This is a genomic window from Streptomyces sp. NPDC088261 (genome assembly GCF_044740805.1).
In the GTDB taxonomy this organism is placed as follows: domain Bacteria; phylum Actinomycetota; class Actinomycetes; order Streptomycetales; family Streptomycetaceae; genus Streptomyces.
The window spans coordinates 305,109-328,146 of the sequence record NZ_JBIURL010000007.1; the positions used below are offsets into that span (position 1 = coordinate 305,109).

The 23,038-nt window shown below is 70.4% G+C and carries 20 protein-coding genes and 1 riboswitch; of the genes, 15 read left to right on the top strand and 5 right to left on the bottom strand.

All coding sequences use genetic code 11. From position 1 onward, the window contains the following. Nucleotides 1-86 precede the first annotated feature (86 nt). The 4 genes from ACIODU_RS16780 (at nucleotide 87) to ACIODU_RS16795 (ending at nucleotide 4,256) form a co-directional block, all read left to right on the top strand. Nucleotides 87-1,004 (top strand): aminoglycoside phosphotransferase family protein, encoded by a 918-nt coding sequence (locus ACIODU_RS16780; protein ID WP_401768166.1) that lies wholly within the window; start codon nucleotides 87-89, stop codon nucleotides 1,002-1,004. 124 nt (nucleotides 1,005-1,128) lie between these two features. After that, nucleotides 1,129-2,313 carry a glycosyltransferase gene (locus ACIODU_RS16785; protein WP_401768168.1) on the top strand — a complete coding sequence of 395 codons (1,185 nt, stop codon included), beginning with the start codon at nucleotides 1,129-1,131 and terminating at the stop codon, nucleotides 2,311-2,313. A gap of 91 nt (nucleotides 2,314-2,404) precedes the next feature. After that, on the top strand, nucleotides 2,405-3,721 hold the full coding sequence (locus tag ACIODU_RS16790; RefSeq protein WP_401768170.1) for a sugar efflux transporter: 1,317 nt from the start codon (nucleotides 2,405-2,407) through the stop codon (nucleotides 3,719-3,721). 118 nt (nucleotides 3,722-3,839) lie between these two features. Next, nucleotides 3,840-4,256, top strand: a complete 417-nt coding sequence (locus ACIODU_RS16795; RefSeq protein WP_401768172.1) for a peptidase inhibitor family I36 protein — start codon at nucleotides 3,840-3,842, stop codon at nucleotides 4,254-4,256. A gap of 85 nt (nucleotides 4,257-4,341) precedes the next feature. Here ACIODU_RS16795 and ACIODU_RS16800 read toward each other — a convergent pair whose 3' ends face one another. Next, nucleotides 4,342-4,920: a hypothetical protein gene (locus tag ACIODU_RS16800; RefSeq protein WP_401768173.1), complete on the bottom strand. Its 579-nt coding sequence runs from the start codon at nucleotides 4,918-4,920 to the stop codon at nucleotides 4,342-4,344. Between the two features lie 104 nt (nucleotides 4,921-5,024). On the opposite strand from ACIODU_RS16800, the gene ACIODU_RS16805 reads away from it, so the two are divergent. The 10 genes from ACIODU_RS16805 (at nucleotide 5,025) to ACIODU_RS16850 (ending at nucleotide 16,058) form a co-directional block, all read left to right on the top strand. Then, nucleotides 5,025-5,666 carry a CoA-transferase gene (locus tag ACIODU_RS16805; protein WP_401768175.1) on the top strand — a complete coding sequence of 214 codons (642 nt, stop codon included), beginning with the start codon at nucleotides 5,025-5,027 and terminating at the stop codon, nucleotides 5,664-5,666. A gap of 82 nt (nucleotides 5,667-5,748) precedes the next feature. After that, complete coding sequence (locus tag ACIODU_RS16810) at nucleotides 5,749-6,675, top strand: DUF3048 domain-containing protein (protein ID WP_401768177.1); 927 nt, start codon at nucleotides 5,749-5,751, stop codon at nucleotides 6,673-6,675. A gap of 208 nt (nucleotides 6,676-6,883) precedes the next feature. After that, a complete protein-coding gene (locus tag ACIODU_RS16815) occupies nucleotides 6,884-8,242 on the top strand; it encodes a M14 family metallopeptidase (protein ID WP_401768179.1) in 1,359 nt (452 codons plus the stop codon). Between the two features lie 692 nt (nucleotides 8,243-8,934). Next, a riboswitch (cyclic di-AMP (ydaO/yuaA leader) is annotated at nucleotides 8,935-9,092 on the top strand. Nucleotides 9,093-9,096: 4 nt separating this feature from the next. Further along, nucleotides 9,097-9,819: a transglycosylase SLT domain-containing protein gene (locus ACIODU_RS16820; protein ID WP_401768181.1), complete on the top strand. Its 723-nt coding sequence runs from the start codon at nucleotides 9,097-9,099 to the stop codon at nucleotides 9,817-9,819. Between the two features lie 244 nt (nucleotides 9,820-10,063). Beyond that, nucleotides 10,064-10,345, top strand: coding sequence for a MerR family transcriptional regulator (locus ACIODU_RS16825; protein ID WP_401768286.1), 282 nt, complete (start codon nucleotides 10,064-10,066; stop codon nucleotides 10,343-10,345). Nucleotides 10,346-10,433: 88 nt separating this feature from the next. Next, complete coding sequence (locus ACIODU_RS16830) at nucleotides 10,434-11,399, top strand: YihY/virulence factor BrkB family protein (protein WP_356423509.1); 966 nt, start codon at nucleotides 10,434-10,436, stop codon at nucleotides 11,397-11,399. Between the two features lie 141 nt (nucleotides 11,400-11,540). After that, complete coding sequence (locus ACIODU_RS16835) at nucleotides 11,541-12,071, top strand: hypothetical protein (protein ID WP_401768183.1); 531 nt, start codon at nucleotides 11,541-11,543, stop codon at nucleotides 12,069-12,071. A 157-nt stretch (nucleotides 12,072-12,228) separates the two neighbouring features. After that, nucleotides 12,229-14,337, top strand: a complete 2,109-nt coding sequence (mrdA, locus tag ACIODU_RS16840; RefSeq protein ID WP_401768185.1) for a penicillin-binding protein 2 — start codon at nucleotides 12,229-12,231, stop codon at nucleotides 14,335-14,337. 190 nt (nucleotides 14,338-14,527) lie between these two features. Then, entirely contained in the window at nucleotides 14,528-15,661 is a 1,134-nt protein-coding gene (locus tag ACIODU_RS16845; RefSeq protein ID WP_356423516.1) for a glycoside hydrolase family 19 protein, read from the top strand. Nucleotides 15,662-15,803: 142 nt separating this feature from the next. Further along, nucleotides 15,804-16,058, top strand: a complete 255-nt coding sequence (locus ACIODU_RS16850) for a hypothetical protein (RefSeq protein WP_356423519.1) — start codon at nucleotides 15,804-15,806, stop codon at nucleotides 16,056-16,058. Nucleotides 16,059-16,160: 102 nt separating this feature from the next. On the opposite strand, the gene ACIODU_RS16855 is transcribed toward ACIODU_RS16850, so the two are convergent. The 4 genes from ACIODU_RS16855 to ACIODU_RS16870 all read right to left on the bottom strand — a co-directional run bounded on the left by ACIODU_RS16855 (nucleotide 16,161) and on the right by ACIODU_RS16870 (nucleotide 20,572). Beyond that, the gene (locus tag ACIODU_RS16855; protein ID WP_401768188.1) at nucleotides 16,161-17,051 is read right to left on the bottom strand and encodes a carbohydrate ABC transporter permease; all 891 of its coding nucleotides are present in this window, start codon (nucleotides 17,049-17,051) and stop codon (nucleotides 16,161-16,163) included. Continuing rightward, nucleotides 17,048-18,112 (bottom strand): carbohydrate ABC transporter permease, encoded by a 1,065-nt coding sequence (locus ACIODU_RS16860; protein WP_401768190.1) that lies wholly within the window; start codon nucleotides 18,110-18,112, stop codon nucleotides 17,048-17,050. Before ACIODU_RS16860 ends, ACIODU_RS16855 begins: the two co-directional genes overlap by 4 nt. A gap of 5 nt (nucleotides 18,113-18,117) precedes the next feature. Then, nucleotides 18,118-19,362, bottom strand: a complete 1,245-nt coding sequence (locus ACIODU_RS16865) for an extracellular solute-binding protein (RefSeq protein WP_401768191.1) — start codon at nucleotides 19,360-19,362, stop codon at nucleotides 18,118-18,120. Between the two features lie 154 nt (nucleotides 19,363-19,516). Continuing rightward, entirely contained in the window at nucleotides 19,517-20,572 is a 1,056-nt protein-coding gene (locus ACIODU_RS16870; RefSeq protein ID WP_401768193.1) for a LacI family DNA-binding transcriptional regulator, read from the bottom strand. A 126-nt stretch (nucleotides 20,573-20,698) separates the two neighbouring features. Here ACIODU_RS16870 and ACIODU_RS16875 point away from each other — a divergent pair, with 126 nt between their 5' ends. Further along, nucleotides 20,699-22,888, top strand: coding sequence for a glycogen debranching N-terminal domain-containing protein (locus ACIODU_RS16875; protein ID WP_401768195.1), 2,190 nt, complete (start codon nucleotides 20,699-20,701; stop codon nucleotides 22,886-22,888). Nucleotides 22,889-23,038 lie beyond the last annotated feature (150 nt).

The following is a 23,038-nucleotide window of genomic DNA, read 5'->3' on the forward strand; positions in this document are numbered from 1 at the left end:
AATGGGTGAGGTGATAGGTTGTCATGATGTTGCCTAGCTTGGCAATATCCGTCGGCCCGCCCCCGCCCCCTACCGAGGAGATACGCGTGTCATCGACCAGTACGGACGAAGTGCCCATCGACGCGGACCTCGTGCGCCGCCTGCTCGCGGCCCAGTTCCCGCGGTGGGCGGACCTGCCCCTGGCGACGATCCCCGTACCCGGCATGGACAACGCGACGTACCGGCTGGGTGACGACCTGTCCGTACGGCTGCCGCGCTTCCCGTGCTGGGCGGGGCAGGTGGAGCGCGAGCACGAGTGGCTGCCGCGCATCGCGCCGCACCTCCCGCTGCCGGTCTCCGAGCCGCTGGCGATGGGCAAGCCGGCCGAGGGCTACCCCTTCTCCTGGTCGGTCTACCGGTGGCTGCCGGGGGAGAACGCGTCGGGCGCCGCCCTCGTGGACCCGGCCGGCGCCGCCACCGAGCTGGCCGCCTTCGTCTCCGCCCTCCAGGCGGTCGACGCCACGGGCGCCCCGGGACCGCAGTGGAGCAACGCTTTCCGCGGCGTGCCCATGGGGGACGAGCGGGACTCCCTGGCGTCCGAGGCGCGCGTCCTTCCCAAGCTGGAGGCCATGAAGGGCCTGGTCGACACCGACGCGCTGAACGCCGTGTGGGAGGCTGCGCTCACCGCTCCCGCCTGGGCGGGGCCGCCGGTCTGGATCCACGGCGACCTCGGGACGGGGAACATCCTGCTGGCCGACGGCCGGCTGGGCGCGGTCATCGACTTCGGGACGCTGGCCGCCGGCGACCCGGCCGTGGACCTGCTGCCCGCCTGGAACTTCCTGCCCGACGAGGTGCGCGGCGTCTACCGCGCGGCGCTCGGCGTGGACGACGCGACCTGGGCCCGCGGTCGCGGCTGGGCGCTGGCCGGCTCGCTGCCCGTGCCCGACGACCCGTACTACCAGGACCCGGTACGCGCCGCCGCCGCGCTGCACGTCCTGGACCAACTGATCGCGGACCTCGGGTAGCGACGCTCCGGCGAGGTGGGCGGCCCTGATGATTGCCCCGCACTTGCCCAGCTTGGCAATATTGTGCCAAGCTGGGGTCCGCCTCCCCCCGGGGAGATCTCCGGCAGCCACGCGAGGAGCAGAGATGGGTCGCCCCAAGTTCAGTGTCGTGATCCCTTACAAACAACGCCTGGACAACATCAGGCTGGTGTTCGCCGCGCTGGCGGAACAGACCTTGGACCGCTCCGAGTTCGAGGTCGTCGTCGGCGCGCTGGAGTACTCGGGAGAGTACGTCGCCACCTGCCAGGAGTTCATGGACCGGCTCGACATCGTCACCGTCATGTCGGACGAGAAGTGGAACCTGAGCCGCGCCAGGAACCTGGCGATCAGACAGGCCACGGGTCAGGTGTACGTGTTCCTCGACGCGGACATGGTGCTGCCCCCCAACTGCCTGCGCAACCTCTACGACCGCCACTACGCGCACGGCCAGAGCATCTGCGTCGTGGGCCAGATGATCGGCTACGACGAAGTGGTCGACAGCCAGGTGGACGTGGTCGAGGCGCTGCCGTTCAGCCACTACCGCGAAGCCCTCGCCGCGCTCGACGCGGGAACCACCGAGGTCCTGGACGAACGCTGGTCGCCCGCCTACGAGTCGGCGATCGCCCGCTTTCCCTGGGTGTTCGCCCGGGGCGGTTTCCTCGCCCTGTCCGCCGACACGCTCCACCGCCACGGACTCCTCTTCGACGAGGGCTTCGACGGATGGGGACCCGAGGACCAGGAGTGGGGTTTCCGGGTCGCCTCGACGGGGACCCCGATCGTCCTGCGGGAGGACGTCGTCGGACTGCACCTGCCCCACGCGCGGGACCTCTCCGTCAACGGCGCCACCGCCCACGTCAACAACCGTTACTACCTCGGCAAGTGGCCGCGCCTCGACCTCGAACTGGCGCTTGTCTTCGGCTGGTTGGAGACGGACCGGATCTACCCGGACGTGGAGCGCGAACTCGCCGGGGCCGCCGGGGGCAAGGGCCGCGCGCTCGGAGTCGTACGGGGCACGATCAACGGCAGGACCGGTCTGGTGGTCGGTGCCGTGACCGAGGGCGGGGCGCTCCGGCCCTCCCCGGAGACCGACGCGCTGTTCGACCCGCGCTCCCCGCTCGACGTGCTGCCGCTGGCCGGATTCGCCCTGCCCTACGGCGACAAGAGCGTCGAGGAGTGCCGCGTCCTGCCCACGGTCACCGCACTGAGCGAGCGGTACCGGGAGGCCGTCCTCCGCGAGGCGGAGCGGGTCGCGCACAAGGTCCTCACGCCGGCGGGCGCCGAACGGGGCTGACGGGAGGGCGCCGTCGCCGGAGTGGCATCGTGTGTCCCGCTGTCGCGTCCCCCACTGCCGCCCCGGCGGCCCGGACCAAGGAAGAGCCGGTATGACCGCCGAACCCGATCCGACCTCCGACGTCTCCGCCGCCTCGTCCGCGTCCCCGGCCGCGAAGGGCGCCCGGCTGTCCTTCCTCCGCGAAGGCGCGGTCGGCCGGCTCGTCGGGGTCACCGGAGCCGTCGGGGTGTCGGGCGCGATGGTCTCGACCTCGGCCAGCCTCTTCCTCGCCGACGAGGTGGGCGCGACCCCGCTGATGATCGGCCTGTTCTTCGCCGGACGGGCCGTCGGTGAGATCGGCGTCGACCTCGTCATCGGTGTGCTCTCCGACCGGGCACGGGACCGCAGGCGCCTGCTGGCCCTGTGCACGCTCCTCTTCGCGATCGGGGGGCTGTCCTACGCCGGTCTGCGCGACTACTACCTGCTGCTGGCCGCCGGGGTGTGCTGCTTCGGCGTCGGCAGTACGAGCTTCGCCCAACTCTTCGCGTACAGCAGGCAACTGGCCGACTCGCGCGGCCAGGGCGCGGCCTTCTTCACCGGCTTCCTCCGCTCGATCACCTCGCTGTCCTGGGTGATCGGACCCCCGCTCGCCTTCACCCTGATCGCCCGGCAGGGCTTCACCGCGATGTACCTGGCGGCCGCCGCGCTGTCGCTCGTCGCCTCGGCGCTGAGCCGGTGGGGCCTGCCCTCGGCCGCGCGCCCGGCGCCGGCCGACAGCACGGCCGACGGCACGACTGGCACCATGACCGACGGCCCGACCGGCGGTGAGTCCGCCGCGACCGCCCCTTCCACCCGCAACCCGTTCGCCGGGCTCGACCGGGGAACGGCGGCCCTGCTCACGGCCGTTGTGCTGCTGCTGACGGCCAACATGATGTACCAGATCAACCTGGCGCTCTTCGTCACCCGCGACCTCGGCCTCGGCCAGGGCTTCGTGGGCTGGCTCCTCGGCCTGAGCGCCGCCCTGGAGATCCCCGCCCTGGTGTGGGTGGGGGCCCGCTCCGAGAAGCTCGGCAAGCGCCGCCTGGTCGTCGCGGCCTCCGCACTGGCCACCGTCTTCTTCTGCCTGCTGCCCCTCGCGTCCGGCCGTACCGCCCTGCTCCTGCTCCAGATCCCCAACGCGCTCTGGACCGCCGTGGTCCTCAGCATCCCCGTCGTCATCCTCCAGGACCGCCTGCCCTCCCGGCTGGGCGTGGCCTCGTCCCTCTACTCCAGCGCCTTCAAGACCGGCACACTGCTCGGCGGCCTGGTCACCGGGACGGTGGCCACCTGGACGGGCTACACCCAGGTCTTCTGGGTCTGCGCCGCCCTGACGGGACTGGCCGCGGTGCTCCTCGCCACCGGCGCGGGCGGGACCGGGCCCACCGACTGACGGCCGGGCCCGACACCTCCGTACCCCCGTACCTCCGTACGACCCCACCGATCACCGATCACACTGATCGCCGATCACATCAATCACACCGACACACTCCTCACAGAAGGGCACCACCATGCTTTCCCTCAGCGCTCTCACCCGCCTCGGCACCCGGCGTCCCGGCCGGTCCGGCGCCCTGACCGCCACGGCCGCCGCCGCCCTCCTGCTCGTGGCGGGTGCCGGTACGGTCCAGGCGGCCCCGGCGGGCCAGTCGGCCCTGGCCGGCTCCTGCGAATTCAGCAACACGCTCTGTCTGTTCGAGGGGGCCGGGTACGCCGGTGCCCGGTTCACGGTCCAGGCCCTCCCCCCGGCGACGAGCGCCTGCGTGAGCCTGGCCGAACACGGCTGGGCCGGCCGCGCCTTCTCGGCCGTCAACACCAACTCCCGGGCCGCGACGCTCTACGCGGGCGAGAACTGCACGGGCGCCTCCCTGAACGTCGCCGGAAGCCTCAGCCCCCTCACGGTCAGTGCGGTGAGCGTACGGGTCTACTGACCGCCGTCACCTGGATCCCCGTCACCCGCATACGGTGCGGGTGACGGGGATCCACTCGGTCAGGACCGTGGCCCGCGCACGTCCTTCACGCCGCGTCGCCCTGCTCGTCCGGGCCGGACGGCTCCGCCGGGCCGGGACGGCTGAAGGTGGCGATCAACCGGGGCGAACTGCCTCCCACCAGCTCCCACGCCCTGCTGATCCCCATGATGAACATGAAGATCACCAGAATGGCGTGGGTCTTCACGTGCGTCGCGTCGGACGCGGTGCCGTTGATCTGGAGGGCGCTCACCAGCTGGATCGTGTAGAGGGCGAGGAAAGCGCTGATCAGCAGCGCCCAGCGGAACAGGGGACGGGCCGGGTCCCGCAGGACCCCCGCCCGCAGCCCGGTCACCGCGAGCGCGGCGGTCGAGAGGATCCCCGCGACCGCCATGATCGACGAGCCCGTACCGAGGTTGTCGCCGGGCATCAGCGCCACCATGGACACGACGAGCGCGTCCAGGAAGGCGGACATCGCGGTGGCCGCCTTCAGCCGTTCCTTGTGGTGTTCCGACTTGCCGGTGACCGCCTTCGGGGTCACGGAGATCGCGACGAACAACAGGCCGATCAATGCCCCGACCGCACTCGCCGATCCGAGGAAGAAATCGTGATAATTCTCGCCTACCATGAGCGCGGAGTGTACAGGGAGCCGGAAATCACCCCGTTTCGCCGCCGGCCACCCGCGGCCCCGCTCCCCAGGTGGCGCGGGACCCGCGGTGGTGTACTGGAGCCATGGAAAGAGCTGCTTCCGGTGCCGACGCGGTCGCGGGCATCGCCCATGGCTCCGCGGTGGCGATCGGCGGCGAGGACACCGAGACCCTGCCGTGGGCGCTGGTCGACGCGGTCCGGGAGGCCGGTCTGACCGGACTGCACGTGGTGTGTTCCGAGGCCGTGCTGCTCAGCGAACCCGTACGCACCCTGCTGGCGGCCGGTGGTGTGGCCCGCCTGACCTGCGCCGGGGACGGCGGGCGGGCGGGAGGGCTCACGGGGGAGATCACCGTACGGTGGCTGCCTCCGGCGGACCTGAACGAGCGGCTGGAGGCGGCGGACGCCAGCATCGCCGCCTTCCTCGCCCCCATCCCCCCGGACGGCCCGGACGACGACCCGTCGCACCCCTCCCAGGGGCACGTGAAGTACCGGCGCGAGGAGGCGCTGCGCTGTGACGCCGCGCTGATCAGGGCCGTACGGGTGGACAGTGCGGGCAACCTCGCCCTCGGCTCCGGGCCGGCGGGGACCGACGCCAGGATGGCCAAGGCCGGCGGCCTGACCCTCGTCCAGACGCACGCGATGGACAAGCAGCCGCTGCACAGCTCCGAGGTCGACGTCCCGGGCATCCACGTGGACCGCGTCCTCCCGGCCCACGGCCGGCCGTAGGGCGTTGCTCCCCGCCCGGCGGGCGACGGCGCGTCATCATCCTCAGGGGGAGGGGCCGGCGGTACGAACCTGAGGAGCGTCAGTGGACAGTCGAAGAGTGTTCGGGACCGGCGTGGCGGGAGTGCTGGTCGTCGCGCTGGCCGCGGGCTGCTCGTCGTCGGACAACGACGGCGGCAGCGGGGATTCGTCCACGTCCGTCCTCACCGGTGAGCCGGGCGGCGCGGGCCGGGTGCTCGCCGTGAAGATCGACAACGTGGCGGCGGCCCGCCCGCAGGTCGGTCTCAACAGCGCCGACCTCGTGTACGGCATCGAGGTGGAGGGCGGGCTCTCACGGCTCATGGCCGTCTTCGACAGCGACCACCTGCCGGACACGATCGGCCCGGTACGGAGCGCCCGCGAGACGGATCTCCAGATCCTCGCCGAGTACGACCGGCCGGCGCTCGCGTTCTCCGGGGCGCAGAGCCAACTGCTGCCCGTGCTGGAGGATTCGGACATCGTCGCCAGGACGGGCACGAGCGCCTTCTTCCGGGACCGCGACCGGCCTGCCCCGCACAACGAGTTCATCCATCCCAAGGGCCTCACCGACGGCGCGGGCGAGGCGAAGGACATCGGGCTGCGCTTCTCCGCGAAGACGCCGTCCGGCGGAACGGCGAACACCACGACCACGGCGTCGATGCCGCACTCCCGCTTCACCTTCACGTGGAACGGGTCGCGGTACACGGTCGCTCTCGACGGTACGAAGTCCCCCTGGACGGCCGACAACGTGATCGTGCAGCGCGTGAAGGTCAGGGAGTCGCGGTTCCGGAGCCGTACCGGATTCGTGCCGTTCTCCGAGACCGTGGGCAGCGGTTCCGGGGTGGTGCTGCGCGACGGCCGGTCGTACACCGTGCGGTGGAGCAGGCCCTCGGAGGGCGCGGGCACGACGTACACGCGGGACGGGGGGTCGGGGAGCGGCACGACGATGCGGCTGCACCCGGGCAGGACGTGGATCGTCCTGGAACCGGCCTGACGCGTTCGTCCCCGAACCGAACCGAACCGAACCGAACCGAACCGAACCGACCTGACCCGAACCGAACTCGCCGGGCCCGCGCGCCACTTGACGCTCCGTACCGCCGGAAAGCGGTGGCCGAAGACCGTCCCTTGACGGGTTCATGCCAGGGTCCCACGATGCGTCGCATGGGGAGACCCCCAGACTTCCCCCGCGAGCAGGAGAGAGCATGCGACTACGCATCCACGGCGGAAAGACCGCCAGAAGGACCGCCACCCTCGCGGCGCTGGTGGCGCTCGCCGTCGCGGCGCCGCTCACCGCCACCGCGACGTCCTCCGGCGCGCCCGGCGCGAAGGACCTCGCGTCGGCCGCCGCCACCGAGGAGGTGATCCGGCAGTACACCATCAACGGTCCCTCCACCGTCGCCGACCGGACCGCCCTCCTCGCGACCGGTGTGTCGATCGACGAGGTCGGCGACCACACGGTGGTCGTCAGCGCCGACACCACGCAGGCCAAGCGCCTCCGCGCCCTCGGCCACCGGCTCACCGCGCTCCCCGCGCCGCCCGCCAGGAACAACGGCAAGGCGGCCGTCGCGCCCTTCGACTTCCCCTCCGCGGACTCCCGTTACCACAACTACGCGGAGATGAACACGGAGATCGACCAGCGGATCCAGCAGTACCCGAACCTCATGTCCAAGCGGGTGATCGGCAGGACCTACGAGGGCCGGAACATCATCGCCGTCAAGATCAGCGACAACGTCGCGACGGACGAGGCCGAGCCCGAGATCCTGTTCACCCACCACCAGCACGCGCGTGAACACCTCACGGTCGAGATGGCGTTGTACCTGATACGGGAACTGGGCGCGGGGTACGGCTCCGACTCGCGCATCACGAGCGCCGTCAACAACCGCGAGATCTGGATCGTGCCGGACCTCAACCCGGACGGCGGCGAGTACGACGTCGCCTCCGGCTCGTACCGCAGCTGGCGCAAGAACCGCCAGCCCAACACCGGTTCGACGGCGATCGGCACCGACCTCAACCGCAACTGGGACTACAAGTTCGGCTGCTGCGGCGGCTCTTCGGGCACGGCCAGCTCCGAGACGTACCGCGGCCGGGCCGCCGAGTCCGCCCCCGAGGTGAAGGTCGTCGCCGACTTCGTCCGTTCGCGGGTGGTCGGAGGCAAGCAGCAGATCAAGGCGGCCATCGACTTCCACACGTACAGTCAGCTGGTGCTCTGGCCGTTCGGCTGGACCAACGCCGACACCGCGCCGGGACTGACCCAGGACGACCGCGACGCCTTCGCCGCCGTCGGCCGGAAGATGGGCGCGAGCAACGGCTACACGGCGGAGCAGTCGAGCGACCTCTACATCACGGACGGCTCGATCGACGACTGGCTGTGGGGCACCCAGAAGATCTTCAGCTACACCTTCGAGATGTACCCGGCCGGCTCCTCGGGCGGCGGCTTCTACCCGCCCGACGAGGTGATCGAACGCGAGACGTCCCGCAACCGCGACGCGGTCCTCCAACTCGTGGAGAACGCCGACTGCATGTACCGCTCCATCGGCAAACAGGCCCAGTACTGCGCCTGACCGAGGACCGGTCCGTACCTGATCCGTACGCGACCCGCCCCTGACCCACCCTGCTCCCCGGCCGCCGCGCCACGGTTTCTCCCGACCGTGCCGCGGCGGCCGCGTGCGTCATACGGCTCGGGCAGCGCAATTCCGTGATCCCTCTCCCAGTCGGGCACGGCGTCCCAGCCGAGCGGGGGTTCGCGCCACTCCGGGGGAAAGGCATTCGCCAAAACCTGTGCTGTCGCGCCGACTTCGACCTCACCATTCGTCATCCGGCAATTAGCGGCAGAACTCGGTTCCCCTCGCGCCGGTCCCGCGGAGGGGAAGAGCGCGGTCGGCCTCCGAGCGCGGTCGGGCGTCGTGCGAGACGGGACGGCAGCCCATGTGGCCGTTTTGTAGTCGTTTTTCCGGGTGCTGATATGTGTCCTATTCGGGTGAGTTGCTGCCTTCTGCCTGGTGTGAAGGTGGGGGTGATCCCGTCGGTACGGTGATGTGTGTCACGTCGCGCCCCGGGCGCGTTCCTTCACGTTTCGGTCACTTCCCTCACGTCCAGGGAAAGTTGGCTTTCCCGTCCCGGGTCGGCACACCGGGTCATGGCCGCTTTGAATCGCGGATGAGATCTCGGTGTGAATTCAGGACTTGTTTCGGCGCGGCTTTCTCGCTTACGTTCACCCCACTCCGGGTGGATCGCCGAATCCTGCCGCTGTCCGGAAACACACTCACCCACTCACGTACGGCAGGAGCGGGGGACCCAGGTAAGTCGCCGATCCGTCACCGGACCGGCTCGGGGTGAAGTCGCACGGAACGTGCGGCCGGGCATCTCCAGCCCGAACCCGACAGCTCACCTCGCAGGCGACGGAGAGGATTTCGTCATGCCCATCAAGGGTAAGCACCGTCGTTCCAGGATCAGCCCGCTCGCCCGGCGCCTTGTCGCCGTGGGGACCGGAGGTGTCGCGCTCGCCCTTCCGCTGGTGGCCGCTCACACCGCCAGCGCCGCCACCGGTACCACCGTCACCGCGGAGAAGAGGAGTGTCACCACCTACACGGTGGTCGCCGGCGACTCCCTCGCGAAGATCGCCCGTACCCACTCCCTGAGCGGTGGCTGGAAGAAGCTCTACCAGGACAACCGGAAGGCCGTCGGTGCCAACCCGTCGGTGATCCACCCCGGTCTCAGGCTGACCCTCGGCGGCCGGGCCGCGACGCCCGCCGCCACCACCGCCAGGACCACCGCGCCCGCCCCCGCCCCCGCCGTACAGGCCGCGGCGAAGACGTACGCGAACAACCTGGACGGCTGGATCAGGGAGTCGCTGGACGTCATGGCCGCGCACGGCATCCCCGGCAGCTACGACGGCATCTACCGCAACATCATGCGGGAGTCCTCGGGCAACCCGAACGCCATCAACAACTGGGACTCGAACGCCGCCGCCGGCATCCCGTCCAAGGGGCTGCTCCAGGTCATCGACCCGACCTTCCAGGCCTACCACGTGTCCGGTACGTCGATGAACAGCTACGACCCGGTCGCCAACATCACCGCCGCGTGCAACTACGCCGCCGACAAGTACGGCTCGATCGACAATGTGAACGGTCCGTACTGATCGACTCCGCGCACCCGCGCCCGACGGGCCCGCTCCGCACCCTGGAGCGGGCCCGTTCGCGTGTCCGCTACCTCCCGCTCGGGTGAGCGATAATCTACTATGGTCGCAGTAGACATTGTCTGCTGGTGTGGTTAGAGTCCGGAGTGTGAACAAGCCCCAGGGCGAGCCCGGGAACGAGAACCGGAACCCGAAGAGCCGGAGTCTCACCGACAGCCTGGACAACGACGACTACCCCGCGTACACGATGGGGCGGGCCGCTGAGATGCTCGGCACCACCCCCGCGTTCCTGCGCACCCTCGGGGAAGCGCGGCTGATCACCCCGCTGCGCTCCGAGGGCGGCCACCGCCGCTACTCCCGGTACCAGCTGCGCCTCGCCGCCCGGGTCAGGGAGCTGGTCGACGGCGGCACCGCGATCGACGCCGCGTGCCGCATCGTGATCCTGGAGGACCAGCTCGAAGAGGCCCGGCGCATCAACGAGGAGCTGCGCGCGTCCGGGTCCGGGTCGTCGGGGTCGCCGCGGTCATAGGGGTCGCCGCGGTCCTGGGGGCCCTCCTCCTGACGCCGTTCCGCGATCTCCCCGTGTCCTGACATCATGCGCGGGGAAGGTGGGCGCCATGGGGACCGTCGTACACGTACCGCAGACGCGGGACATGATCGGGGAAGAGCTGTCCGGCGACGAGGCGCTGATGGCGCTGCGCCGCTACGGAGGCCGCAAGCTGCTGCTCGACGCCTTCGCCCGCTTCCGGTACGCGGACGGGTTCAGCCAGGCCCGCTCGCTGGGCTTCCAGGTGGTCCTCGGCATGCTCCCGTTCACCATCGCGCTGGTCGGGGTGACGGCGACCGTCCACACCGAGAGCATCGGGCGGATCATCGAGCTGACCCTCGCCAAGATCGTTCCCGGAGCCAGCGCGGAGGTCGTCCAGGAGGCCCTCGACGGCACCCGCCGCAGCGCGGGCGCCGACGTCTCGGGCGCCGTCGCGATCTGGATGGGGCTCGGGTTCGCCGTACTGAACCTCGCGTCCGCCATGGGCCAGATAGAGCGGGGCTGCAACCGCATCTACGGAGTGGAGCGCGACCGCCCCTTCCCGGCGAAGTACGGCCGCGGCCTGCTGCTGGCGCTCGGCGCGGGCGTGCCGATGGCCCTGGGCTTCCTGGTCCTGGTCGCGGGGGAGGCGGTGGGCGACTCCGTCGTGGAGGCGCTGGGCTGGTCGCGGCAGTGGCTCGACTGGTGGGGCCCGCTGGAGGTGCCCGTCGGAGTGACCCTCGCCGGGGTCGCCTCGGCGGTGATCTTCCGCTGGTCGCCCCGCAGGGACCAGCCGGGCTACACGTGGCTGGCCTTCGGCTCGGCGGTCCATCTGGTGCTCTGGGTCGTGGCCACCTGGCTGCTCGCCTTCTATGTCGAGCGGAGCGGATCGTTCGGGGACGTGTACGGGCCCCTCACCGCCTTCGTCGCCCTGCTGCTCTGGGCCAATCTCACCGGGATCGCGCTCTTCCTGGGGGTGGCCTTCGCCGCCCAGCTGGAGGCCGCGAGGGCGGGGATGGTGGACCCGGTCCACCCGGACCCGGGTTCCGGACCCTGAGTCCCTGGAGGGGTCCGCGGGGGGCCCGGCGTTCCCCCGCACAGGTTCGTCGGCCATACTGCGCCCGTGGACCAGCGCATCGATCCGAACAGCCAGCCCGTACACGCCGCGGGGACTGATCCGGGATTTATCCCTGGGCTCATGGTCCCCCGCCCTGTTGAGGACGAGGAGAGTGCTCCGGAGCACGAAGCGAAGAAGCCCCAGAAGCAGACGGCCCCTCAGGCGGCCGAGGACGCACCCGAGCCGTCGGACGAGCGGCCCGGCGAGCTGACGGCCGCGTCCGGGTCCGTCTCCGACGCCATCACGCCGGCGGACGCGGAACCGGCGGCGGAGTCCGGCGACGCGCCCACCGGCGACACCGCCGACAAGGCCGCCCCGGCCGACGCCTCCGAAGGCCCCGCCTTCGAGGTCAGCGACCGCCGCGCCTCCATCACCGCCGACCGCGACGGTGTCCGCTTCACCCTGGACGACGAGGCGGCGGACTTCCGCTGGGACGAGATCGGCGCGGTCGAGGTCGGGGTTCCCCGCTTCGGACGCCGGTTCACCGTCACCGTCCACACGATCACGCGCCGCCAGTACCACGTGGACGTCGACGCGCCGGCCCGGAGCGCGCTCAACGAGTGGACGGCGGAGCTGGACGAGGTGCTGGACGCCTACTTCGAGGAAGCCTGACCGTCCGCGCGGCGGGGTCGAAGTGACGTGACGGATCGTCAGGCGGCCGCTCCCGCAAGGGAGTCCGGGCGCCGGCGCGGGTTGTGGGATTCTTGAGGAAATCGGCCGCCCGGCCACCGAACCGGGCCGCCGGCAGGGCGCGATCTGGGAGACGTGAGTGAGCAACATACCGGAGACGGGACGGACTCCCCGGGTCCAGGTCCGTCTCGTCGTCATTCAGCTGCTCGTCTTCTCCCTGCTGCTCACGCTCGGCGGCCGCCTCTGGTACCTCCAGATCCGCAACGGCCAGGAATACACGGACGAGGCCAAGAACAACCACACCCAGCGGGTGGTCCAGCCGGCCGTACGGGGCTCGATCCTGGACACCCGCGGGGTGCCGCTCGCGGACAACGAGACGCGGCTGGTCGTCTCGGCCAGCCGCACCGACCTGACGAAGATGCCGGACGACGGCAAGGCCGTACTGACCCGGCTCGCGGGCGTCCTGGGCCTGAAGGCCCAGGATCTCGTGGACAAGGTCAGGCTGTGCGACGCCAAGACGCCGCAGCCCTGTTGGAACGGTTCGCCCTACCAGCCGATCCCGGTGACCGACGAGGCCACCACCCAGCAGGCCCTCCAGATCCGTGAACGCGCCGAGGACTTCCCCGGTATCACCGCCGAGCCCACGGCGGTACGGCGGTACGCCGCGCCGGGCAAGGCCAACACCTCGCAGGTGCTCGGCTATCTCTCGCCGGTCACGGACGAGGAGATCACCAAGGCGCAGGACACCAGTTCGCCGTACCTGCGCTCGGACCAGGTGGGCCGCTCGGGCCTGGAGCGTACGTACGACGAGCAGTTGCGCGGTAAGGCGGGCGTGACCCGGTACGAGGTCGACAACCTGGGGCGCGTCCTGGGACAGGCGAAGACCCAGAAGGCCCGGCCCGGGGACAACGTCATCACGTCGATCGACGCGCGGGTCCAGGCCGTCGCGGAGTACGAGCTCAACAACGCGATGAAGACCGCCCGCAAGCAGTTCGACACCGTCACCGGCTCGAAGTACAAGGCGGATTCGGGCGCGGTGGTCGTGATGGAGGCCAAGACCGGCCGGGTGGTGGCGATGGCGTCGCAGCCGACGTACGACCCGAACGCGTGGGTCGGCGGCATCTCGGCCAAGGACTACGCCAAGCTGACCGGCAAGAGCTCCAACTTCCCCCTCCTGAACCGGGCGATCCAGGGCCAGGCGGCGCCGGGATCCATCTTCAAGGTCGTCTCCTCGACCGCCGCCGTCAACGCGGGCTACGACTTCAACGGCAGCTATCCGTGCCCCAGTTCGTACTCGATCGGCAACCAGGTCTTCAAGAACTTCGAGTCCCAGGGCTACGGCGACATCACCATCGGCAAGGCCCTCGAAGTCTCGTGCGACACCGTCTACTACGGCCTGGCCCACCAGGAGTGGCAGAAGGACGGTGGCAACAACCCCAAGAAGAAGCCCGCCGACTGGTTCTACAAGACGGCCCACCAGTTCGGTCTGGGCAAGGAGACCGGCATCGACCTCCCCAACGAGGTCACCGGGCGGGTGCCCGACCGGCAGTGGAAGCAGGACTTCTGGAAAGCCAACAAGTCGGCCTGGTGCAAGCAGGGCAAGAAGAACGGCACGTACGTGGAGCGGATCGCGTACGAAGGCTGCCTCGAAGGCAACAAGATGCGCGCCGGTGACGCCGTCAACTACTCGATCGGCCAGGGCGACACGCTCGTCACCCCGATCCAGATGGCCGCCATCTACGGGGCGATCTCCAACGGCGGCACGCTCTACACCCCCACCGTGGGCAAGGCGATCGTCAGCGCCGACGGCAAGAGTGTGAAGAAGATCGCCCCCAAGCCGGACGGCAAGCTCCCGATGGACAAGGCGACCCGGGACAACATCGACGAGGCGCTGGCGGGTGTGGCGACGCGCGGTTCGGCCGCGTGGCGGTTCGGCGGCTGGCCGCAGGACAGGATCCCGATGCACGCCAAGACCGGTACCGCCGAGGTCCACGGGAAGCAGACCACGTCGTGGTTCGCCTCGTACACCAAGGACTACACGATCGTGATGACGATCTCCCAGGGCGGTACGGGATCCGGCGCCTCCGGCCCCGCCGTCCGCAAGATCTACGAGGCGATGTACGGGCTGGACGAGAAGGGCCACCAGGATCTCAAGAAGGCCCTGATGCCCAAGCCCCGTACCGCGCTGCCGAAGATCGGCCCCGACGGCGCGATCGACGCCCCCAAGACGGAGCCGTACAAACCGTAAAACAGCAGGCCAGAAGGGTGTTCGGGACAGGTGTTCGTTTGTTGAGTCCTTGACAAGTCTAGACCAATGCCGGTTGACTCCCGTCGCAAGCTTCGCGTGTGGCGGCTCGTTGCGCCATGACGGCTTCTCAACAAGTAATGGTTCGGCCCCGAACCGTACTTAATGGCGTGAAGGGATACATCCAGTCGACATGATCAGAAAATCGCTCAGGGGTCTCAGCCTTGCCCGTACCGCCGTCGCGCTCGCCGTGGCGGCTCTCTTCTCGGTCACTCTCACCGTGCCGGCCTCCGCCGCCGACCCGGTCGGCAGCATCACCGGCATCGCCGGCAAGTGCTTGGACGTCGCGGCCGCGAGCAGCGCCAACGGCACCGCCGTACAGCTCTACGACTGCAACGGCAGCGCGGCGCAGCAGTGGACCGTCGCGGGCGACGGAACCCTGCGCGCCCTGGGCAAGTGTCTCGACCTCGTCGATCGCGGCACCGCCGACGGCACCAAGCTCCAGATCTGGGACTGCGCCGGCAGCGCCAACCAGAAGTGGGCGATCTCCGGCGCCAAGGACATCGTCAACCCGACGGCGAACAAGTGCCTCGACGTCACGGGCAACACTTCCGCCAACGGCGCGCGCATCCAGATCTGGACCTGCACCGGCGGCGCCAACCAGAAGTGGAACACGCCCTCCGGCGGCTCCACGCCCCCGCCCACCGGCGGCTTCGTCGTCAGTGAAGCCCAGTTCAACCAGATGTTCCCGAACCGGAACTCGTTCTACTCCTACAGCGGCCTGACCAACGCGCTGAGCGCCTACCCGGGCTTCACCAAGACGGGCAGCACCACGACCCAGCGCCAGGAGGCCGCGGCCTTCCTCGCCAACGTCAACCACGAGACCGGCGGTCTCGTGTACGTGGTGGAGATCAACCAGGCCAACTACCCCCACTACTGCGACCCGAACCAGTCGTACGGCTGCCCCGCCGGCCAGGCCGCGTACTACGGCCGCGGCCCGATCCAGCTGAGCTGGAACTTCAACTACAAGGCCGCGGGCGACGCGCTGGGCATCGACCTGCTCAACAACCCGTGGCTCGTCCAGAACGACTCCGCCGTCGCCTGGAAGACCGGTCTCTGGTACTGGAACACCCAGAGCGGCCCGGGCACGATGACCCCGCACAACGCGATGGTCAACGGCGCCGGCTTCGGCCAGACGATCCGCAGCATCAACGGCTCGCTGGAGTGCGACGGCCGGAACCCGGCGCAGGTCCAGAGCCGGGTCGACGCCTACAACCGCTTCACCCAGATCCTGGGTGTCGCGCCGGGCGCCAACCTCTACTGCTGACGCTCAACCCCTGAAGCACCCCGAGAGTGCGCGGCCCCCGGAACGCCGGGAGCCGCGCACTCTCCGCGTTCTCCCGGGTGGAATCCGCGGCGGTCACCCCCGCGCCGCGTGTCCTCCCGGCGTCCCGCGCGTTGTATCGCTCATGAACGTACGTCGAATCCTCACCACCGCCGCGGCGGGCTCCGCCCTCCTCGCCGCCGTCGCCCCCGCCGCCCAGGCCGCGCAGTCGGCCGACTTCGGCACCACCCTGAGCAGCGCGGCGCAGACCGCCGCCACCGTCGGCGAGAAGACCAAGCCGGTGGCGGACGGGCTCCTCGGCAAGAAGATCGGCGCCGCCAAAGGTGTCCTGAAGGGCGGCTCGGACGTCGTCAAGCACGGCCAGGCCCTGCTCGGCTGACCCGTTCCCGCCGGCACCACAGCCCCCCACCACCGCACAGGCCGGTCGGCCCCCGCCGACCGGCCTGTCACGCGTACGGCATCCCCGCGGGGGTCCGGCGCCTCACTCCTTCACGGCCCCCGCGTTCGCCCCGCTCACGAAGTAGCGCTGGAAGCAGAAGAACAGCGCGGCCACCGGAAGGGTGGACAGCAGCGCCGCCGCCAGCTTGAGCGGGTACTGCGTACCGCCGCCCAGGCCGCCCGAGACGAACCGGGCCAGGCCCGTGGTGAGCGTCTCGTACTGACCGGACTGCGTGGCGACCAGGAAGTGCGTGAACTCGTTCCACGACCCCTGGAACGACAGGATTGTCAGGGTGATCAGCGCGGGCCGCGCCATCGGCAGCACGACGGACCAGAAGATCCGGAACACCCCCGCCCCGTCGACCTTCGCGGCCTCCTCCACCTCACGCGGCACCGACTCGAAGAACTGCTTCATGATGAAGATGCCCGCCGCGTCCACCACCAGCGGCAGGATCATGCCGGTGTACGTGTCGAAGATCCCGAACGTGTTCAGCACCAGGAACTTCGGGATGAGCAGCGCCACTCCGGGCACCGCCATCACCGCGAGGACAAACGCGAACAGCACCGAACGGCCCCGGAAGCGCAGCCGCGCCAGCGCGTACCCCGCCATCGAGTCGAACAGCACCCGGGCCCCGGTCACCACCACGGCCACGAACGCCGAGTTGCCGAGCCAGCGCAGGAACGGCACCCCGTCCGCGGACTCGCTCAGCCCGAACAGCCGTTGGTACGCGGCCGTCGTCGGAGTCGTGGGCAGCAGGGACAGCGGATGCGCCGCGGCGTCCGGATCCGTCTTGAAGCCGGTCACCAACTGGAGGGCGAACGGCAGCAGATAGAGCAGCGCCACCCCCACCACCAGGGCGTATCCCAGCACCCGCAGAGATACGGGGAAGCGCCCGAGCACGGGCCGGCCCTGCTTCTCGCTCGTGGTACTCATCGCTTCCTCCCGGTGCGTACGCCGCGCTCCCGCAGCGCCCAGCGCTGGAAGCCGGTCAGCACGAGGATCAGGGCGAGCAGGACGAACGCGATCGCCGAGCCCTGGCCGAAGTCGGCGTTGTCGAAGCCCGCGGAGTACGACAGGAACGCGGGCGTGAGCGTGGTGTTGCCCGGGGCGCCCTGGCCCATCACGTACACCTGGTCGAAGACCTGCCAGGTGGAGATCAGGCCCAGGGTGAGCACCAGGAACAGCACGGGACGCAGCGCGGGCAGGGTCACGTACCGCAGCAGTTGGCGCCGGTTGACCCCTTCCAGGGCCGCCGTCTCCTCCAGCTCGCGCGGGATGTCCTGGAGCGCCGCGAGGAAGATCAGCATGAACGTGCCCGATGTCGTCCACACGGCCAGCAGGATGATCGTGCACATCGCGATCGAGGGACCCGACAGCCACTCGAACCACGACAGTCCCATCACCGAGTGCTCGGCCAGCAGCCCCGTGGGGTGCTCGGGCTCGACGACGCCGAGCCCGCCGAGGATCAGCGAGAGCACCCCGCGCGGATCGGCGAACCAGTTCGGCCCCTTGATGCCGATCCACGACAACAGGGCGTTGACGGCACCGCTTCCCTGGAAGAGGAAGAGGAACACCGTCGCGACGGCGATCGAGCTGGTGACGGACGGGAAGAAGAAGATCGTACGGAGCGGGCCGCGGCCGCGCAGCATCCGCTGGTTGACGATCAGCGCCAGCCCCAGTGCCAGTCCGGTCTGCAACGGCACGGTCAGCAGGACGTAGTACGCGTTGTTGCGCAGGGCGGTCGCGAAGAGCGTGCGGTCGAGACCGTCCTGGGTGAAGAGCGTGCGGTAGTTGTCCAGGCCCACGAAGTCGGCCTGGCCGGAGAACGGGTTGGACTGCCCGTCCCAGTGCAGCAGGCTCACCCAGAGCGCCATGAGGATCGGCAGCACCAGGAACGAGCCGAGGACGAGCACCATGGGGCTGACGAAGAGCCAGCCCCACGCGCCGTCCCGGTCGCGCCCGCCGCGCCGCGAGCTTGTCGGGCGGAGGGACATCGGGCTCAGTTGCCCTTCGCTATGGCCTGTTCGCCGTTGCGCTGAAGGTCGGCCAGGATCTTCTTCGGATCGGCCGTGCGCAGCGACTGGAGCTCGGTGTTGAACTGGCTGAGCACCTTGTCGAAGCCCGCGATCGTGACCGGACCCTGCGCGTACGCGCTGCCGTCGACCCACGCCTTGGCGCGGGGCTGCTGCTCGGCGAAGCTGGTGAGCGCGCTCGTACGGCTCGGCATCACACCGAACGCGTCGGCGAACGCCAGCTGCTGCTTCGCCGAGGTCAGCGACTTGACCAGGTCGACGCTCGCCTCGTGGTGCGCGCTGTCGGCGGCCACACCCCAGCACGTGCTGAAGGCGAGGGTGCCCTTGCCCGCGGGACCGGCGGGCAGCGGCAGGATCTGGTAGTTCACGTCCGGGTAGTCGAGCTTCATGCCGCCGTCGAGCCAGTTGCCCTCGATGGTCATCGCGGCCTTGCCCTTGCCGAGCGCCTCACCGCCCCAGCTGGTGTCGACCGCCTTGGCGAACTTCATCGAACCGGACTTCAGAAGGCCCTGGACGAACGTCAGCCCCTCGGCGTTCTCCGGCGTGTCGGCGGTCATCTTCGTCTGGCCCGCGTCGGTGACCCAGCCGCCGGCCTGCCGCATGAAGACACCGAGCCGCTGGTACTCGTCGCTGGTCACCAGGCCGGTGACACCGTCGCCCGTGAGCTTGTCGGCGACGGTCTTCAGCTGCTCCCAGGTGGTCGGGTAGTCCTTCTCGGTCAGCCCGGCCTTCTTCCACAGGTCGGAGTTGATCGCCAGGCCGAGGGTGGAGGTGTCCTTGGGCAGGCACATCAGCTTGTCGTCGTACGAGAACGAGGAGCGCAGCTGCTCCGAGAAGTCGTCCGCGTCCGAGATCTGGTCGCCGTACGGGTAGAGCGAGCCGCCCTTGGCGTAGTTGGCGAACTGGTCGGAGTTGACGTAGAAGACGTCCGGCGGCTTGTTCCCGGCGAACGCCTGGGCCAGCTGCTGGTTCATGTCCTTGGCGACCTCGACGGTCACGGAGTTGCCGGACTTCTTCGCGTACGCGGCGGCGGCGGTCTTGACGGCCTGGGTCTCGGCGTCCCCCGAGGTGGCGATCAGGACGGTCAGCCTCTGCTGCTTGGACTTCTCCTGTGCGGGTTCCTTGCCGCTGTCGAAACCGGACGAACAGCCGGTCGCGGTCAGCAGCGCCGCGCAGGTGGCGAGGGCGGCTAGGGCCGTGTGGCGGGCCATGAATTCCTCCATAGGGGGATGAAACGTGCGGCTCAGCTGCCCTGAAGGCGCGCTGTCAGAGAGGGGGGTGGCGTTCGAGGGGCCCTGAGGGCATGGGTGAGCGGGGGCGCCGGGGCCCCGTGGCTCAGTGGTGGCGGCTCGGCGGGACGGCTGTTCAGCCGCGTAACGCCGGCGTGCTGTCCCGTACGACCAGCGACGGTTCGAGCAGGACCCGCTCGGGAGCCCGTCCAGGCCCTCCCATCCGGGCCAGCAGCAGCCGTACGCACTCGCGGCCGACGGCCTCCAGCGGCTGGGCCACGGTGGACAGGCCCGGCGAGAGGAGCGCGGCTGTGGGGGAGTCGTCGAAGCCGACGATCGCGACGTCCGTACCCGGTACGGCCTCGCGCTCCCGCAACGCGTGGTAGCAGCCGAGCGCGAGCATGTCGCTCGCCGCGACCACCGCCGTGGCACCCGCTTCGAGCAGGGGTACGGCGGCGGCCTGCGCCGACGAGATGTCGTCCACGCTGTACGCGCGCCGGCTCCGTACCGGCAGACCGTGCCGGCGCATGGCGCGCTGCCAGCCCTCCGCACGGTCGTCACCGACGCCGGAGCCGCGCGGCCAGCCCAGGAACGCGATCTTCCGGTGCCCGCGCGCCACCAGGTGCTCGACGGCGGCGTCCGTGCCCGAGGCGCCGTCGACGTCGACCCAGTCACCGATCTGACGCCCCGCCCACATCCGGCCGAAGCCGACAAAGGGAACATCGCGCTTCTGGAGCCAGGCCTGGCGCTGGTCGCCCCGGTCGGTGCCGCTCAGTACAAACCCGTCCACATGGTGCAGATCGAGCAGTTCCTCGTACCCGTCGAGGGCGTCAGGACCCTCGGGCGGGGGTGAGGCGAACAACAGGATCCGGTAACCGGCCTCGTCGGCGGTCTGGGACAGGGCGTGCAGGAAGCGGTCCATGACCGGGGCGGACGCGCCCGGCGCGGTGGGCCGGATTCCGTACCCGATGAGTTTGCTGGAACGGGTACGGAGGGTCTGCGCCGCCCGGTGCGGGCGGTAGCCCATCTCGTCGATGGTCCTGCGCACCCGCTCCAGGGTCTCGGGGCGCAGCAGATCGGGCGAGTTGAGGGCATTCGACACGGTTTGCGGAGAGACCCCGGCCCGTCGCGCGACCATGGCCAGGGTCACCGGACCGGCCTTGGGCGACGGGGTGTTGGGGGTGCGGACCATGTGTTCTCTCCGGAACCGGGCGGGCGAGTGGATGAAGTTATTGGAGCGTTCCAATGGTGTTGTCAGGGAGCTGAAGTCGTCGTTAGGCTCTTTGGAACGCTCCAATGCCTGAGAGGTTCTGCTGTTTTGGACATCACTGTCAAGACCCACGACATAACGAAGCCGGTCGAGGGGGGCGGCCCGCCGGACGGAAACCTCCAGGGGCCGTCCGGTCTCCAGCCGTTCCTGCACGACTCCCGCGTGACGCTGTACGCGCCGAGCTTCGCGATCTCGCGGGCCGACGGACAGATCGGCGACCTCCCCGGAGCGGGTACGGGTACGGGCGCCCCCGCCGGGGAAAGCCCTGATGCCGACGGCTTCTACCACGGCGACACCCGGGCCCTGTCCCGGCTGACCGTCGAGGCCGAAGGGGTGGCGCTCGCACCCGTGCGCGGCGCCCTCGACGGCGCCGAACGGGCGTCCTTCCGGGCCGTGCTGCGCGGTCTCGGCGAACACACCCCCGACCCCGCCGTCACCCTGCGCCGCCGCCGCCACGTCACCCCGGGACAGCTGGCGGAGACCCTGGACGTCACCAACGCGGGACGGCAGGACGTCCGCGTCAAGCTGATCGTCACCGCCACCACCGACCTCGCGCCGATGGAGCGCGTCAAGTCAGGGCACCGCCCCGCGCCCGTGCCCGCCACCGCCACCGGGGACGGACTCGCCTGGTCCCAGGAGGCGTTCGCCGTACGGCTCGGCAGCACGCCCGCCGCCACGGCCACCGACCCGGCCGCCGGACGGCTCACGTACGACCTCGCGCTGGCGCCCGGCGAGACCTGGACCGCCGTCCTGCGCTGCGAGGCGGCCCACGACGAGGGCGACCAGTTCCCCGCGCCGCCCGCCGGCAGCCTGCCCTGGCGCACCCCCCGGCTGCGCAGCGCGGACCGGCGCTTCGACCACTGGCTCGACCAGTCCACCGCCGACCTGGACCGGCTGCGCCTCACCGATCCCGCCGACCCGGCCGACCAGTTCCTCGCCGCCGGAGCCCCCTGGTTCCTCACGCTCTTCGGCCGCGACTCGCTGTGGGCGGCCAGGATGCTGCTGCCGCTCGGGACGGACCTCGCGGCCGGTACGCTGCGCACCCTCGCGCGCCGCCAGGGCGGTGCGACCGACCCCGACACCGAGGAGCAGCCGGGCAAGATCCTGCACGAAGTGCGCCGCGCCGCCCAGCGGTTCGACGACACCTTCGCGCTGCCGCCCTGCTACTACGGCACGGTCGACGCCACGCCCCTGTGGATCACGCTGCTGCACGACGCCTGGCGCTGGGGCCTCGCCCCCGAGCAGGTCGAACAGCTCCTGCCGCACGCCGAGTCCGCCCTCGCGTGGATGAGCGAGTACGGCGACGCCGACGGCGACGGCTTCCTCGAATACATCGACCTGACCGGGCGCGGACTGGCCAACCAGGGCTGGAAGGACTCCGGCGACTCCATCAGGCACCGCGACGGCCGTCTCGCCGACTCCCCGATCGCGCTGTGCGAGGTCCAGGCGTACGCGTACGAGGCGGCCCGCGGCGGCGCCGACCTGCTGCGCGCCTTCGGCCGTCCCGGCGCGGACCGCTGGGAGGAGTGGGCCGAGCGGCTGCGCGTCGGTTTCCGCGAGCGCTTCTGGGTCGAGGACGCGCGCGGTCCCTACCCCGCGGTGGCCCTCGACCGCGGCAAACGGCCGGTGGACTCGGTCACTTCGGGCTTCGGGCACCTGCTCGGCACGGGTCTGCTCAACCACGAGGAGAGTGCGCTGCTCGCCGCGCGGATCAGCGCGCCGGACCTCGACTCGGGCCACGGCCTGCGGACGCTGAGCAGCGACTCCGTGGGGTTCAACCCGTACGGCTACCACATCGGTTCGATCTGGCCGCACGACACCGCGATCGCCGTGCACGGGCTGGTCAGGGCCGGATTCCCGGACGCGGCCGCGCCGCTCGCGGCGGGTCTGCTGACCGCCTCCGCCGGCTTCGACGCGCGCCTCCCCGAACTCTTCGCCGGGCACGGCACGGCCACCGACGCGGTCCCCGCGCCCTACCCCGCGTCCTGCCGGCCGCAGGCCTGGGCCGCCGCCTCGTCCGTCCTCGTACTCCAGTCGGTGCTGGGCCTCTCCGCCGACGTCCCGGGCGGTACGGTCACGGTCGCGCCGGCCTTCGCGGAGGCGTACCGCCCGCTCAGTGTCGAGGGCTTCGACGTCGCGGGCGGCAGGCTGGACATCGCGGTCGCCGCCGACGGGACCGCGCGTATCGACGCTCCGGCGGGGCTGGAGGTGAAGCGCGAGCAGGTCACCCCGCGTTGAGGGTTTCCGGGCCGCGGTGCGGGGCACTCCGCTCTCGACGGCCGGGAGTCCGGCCGTTCCGGGGGACCCGTGGAGTCGATCACCGACAGAGCCGTGTCGCTGATGGGCCGAACGGGTGAGGAGCGGGAGGATGTCCGGATGCAGACGCGA

Coding starts and splice junctions, on each gene's coding strand:
- ACIODU_RS16785 (WP_401768168.1), top strand. CDS start 1,129: ATGGGTCGCCCCAAGTTCAGTGTCGTGATCCCTTACAAACAACGCCTG.
- ACIODU_RS16790 (WP_401768170.1), top strand. CDS start 2,405: ATGACCGCCGAACCCGATCCGACCTCCGACGTCTCCGCCGCCTCGTCC.
- ACIODU_RS16795 (WP_401768172.1), top strand. CDS start 3,840: ATGCTTTCCCTCAGCGCTCTCACCCGCCTCGGCACCCGGCGTCCCGGC.
- ACIODU_RS16800 (WP_401768173.1), bottom strand. CDS start 4,920: ATGGTAGGCGAGAATTATCACGATTTCTTCCTCGGATCGGCGAGTGCG.
- ACIODU_RS16805 (WP_401768175.1), top strand. CDS start 5,025: ATGGAAAGAGCTGCTTCCGGTGCCGACGCGGTCGCGGGCATCGCCCAT.
- ACIODU_RS16815 (WP_401768179.1), top strand. CDS start 6,884: ATGCGACTACGCATCCACGGCGGAAAGACCGCCAGAAGGACCGCCACC.
- ACIODU_RS16820 (WP_401768181.1), top strand. CDS start 9,097: ATGCCCATCAAGGGTAAGCACCGTCGTTCCAGGATCAGCCCGCTCGCC.
- ACIODU_RS16825 (WP_401768286.1), top strand. CDS start 10,064: ATGGGGCGGGCCGCTGAGATGCTCGGCACCACCCCCGCGTTCCTGCGC.
- ACIODU_RS16830 (WP_356423509.1), top strand. CDS start 10,434: ATGGGGACCGTCGTACACGTACCGCAGACGCGGGACATGATCGGGGAA.
- ACIODU_RS16835 (WP_401768183.1), top strand. CDS start 11,541: ATGGTCCCCCGCCCTGTTGAGGACGAGGAGAGTGCTCCGGAGCACGAA.
- ACIODU_RS16845 (WP_356423516.1), top strand. CDS start 14,528: ATGATCAGAAAATCGCTCAGGGGTCTCAGCCTTGCCCGTACCGCCGTC.
- ACIODU_RS16850 (WP_356423519.1), top strand. CDS start 15,804: ATGAACGTACGTCGAATCCTCACCACCGCCGCGGCGGGCTCCGCCCTC.
- ACIODU_RS16855 (WP_401768188.1), bottom strand. CDS start 17,051: ATGAGTACCACGAGCGAGAAGCAGGGCCGGCCCGTGCTCGGGCGCTTC.
- ACIODU_RS16860 (WP_401768190.1), bottom strand. CDS start 18,112: ATGTCCCTCCGCCCGACAAGCTCGCGGCGCGGCGGGCGCGACCGGGAC.
- ACIODU_RS16865 (WP_401768191.1), bottom strand. CDS start 19,362: ATGGCCCGCCACACGGCCCTAGCCGCCCTCGCCACCTGCGCGGCGCTG.
- ACIODU_RS16870 (WP_401768193.1), bottom strand. CDS start 20,572: ATGGTCCGCACCCCCAACACCCCGTCGCCCAAGGCCGGTCCGGTGACC.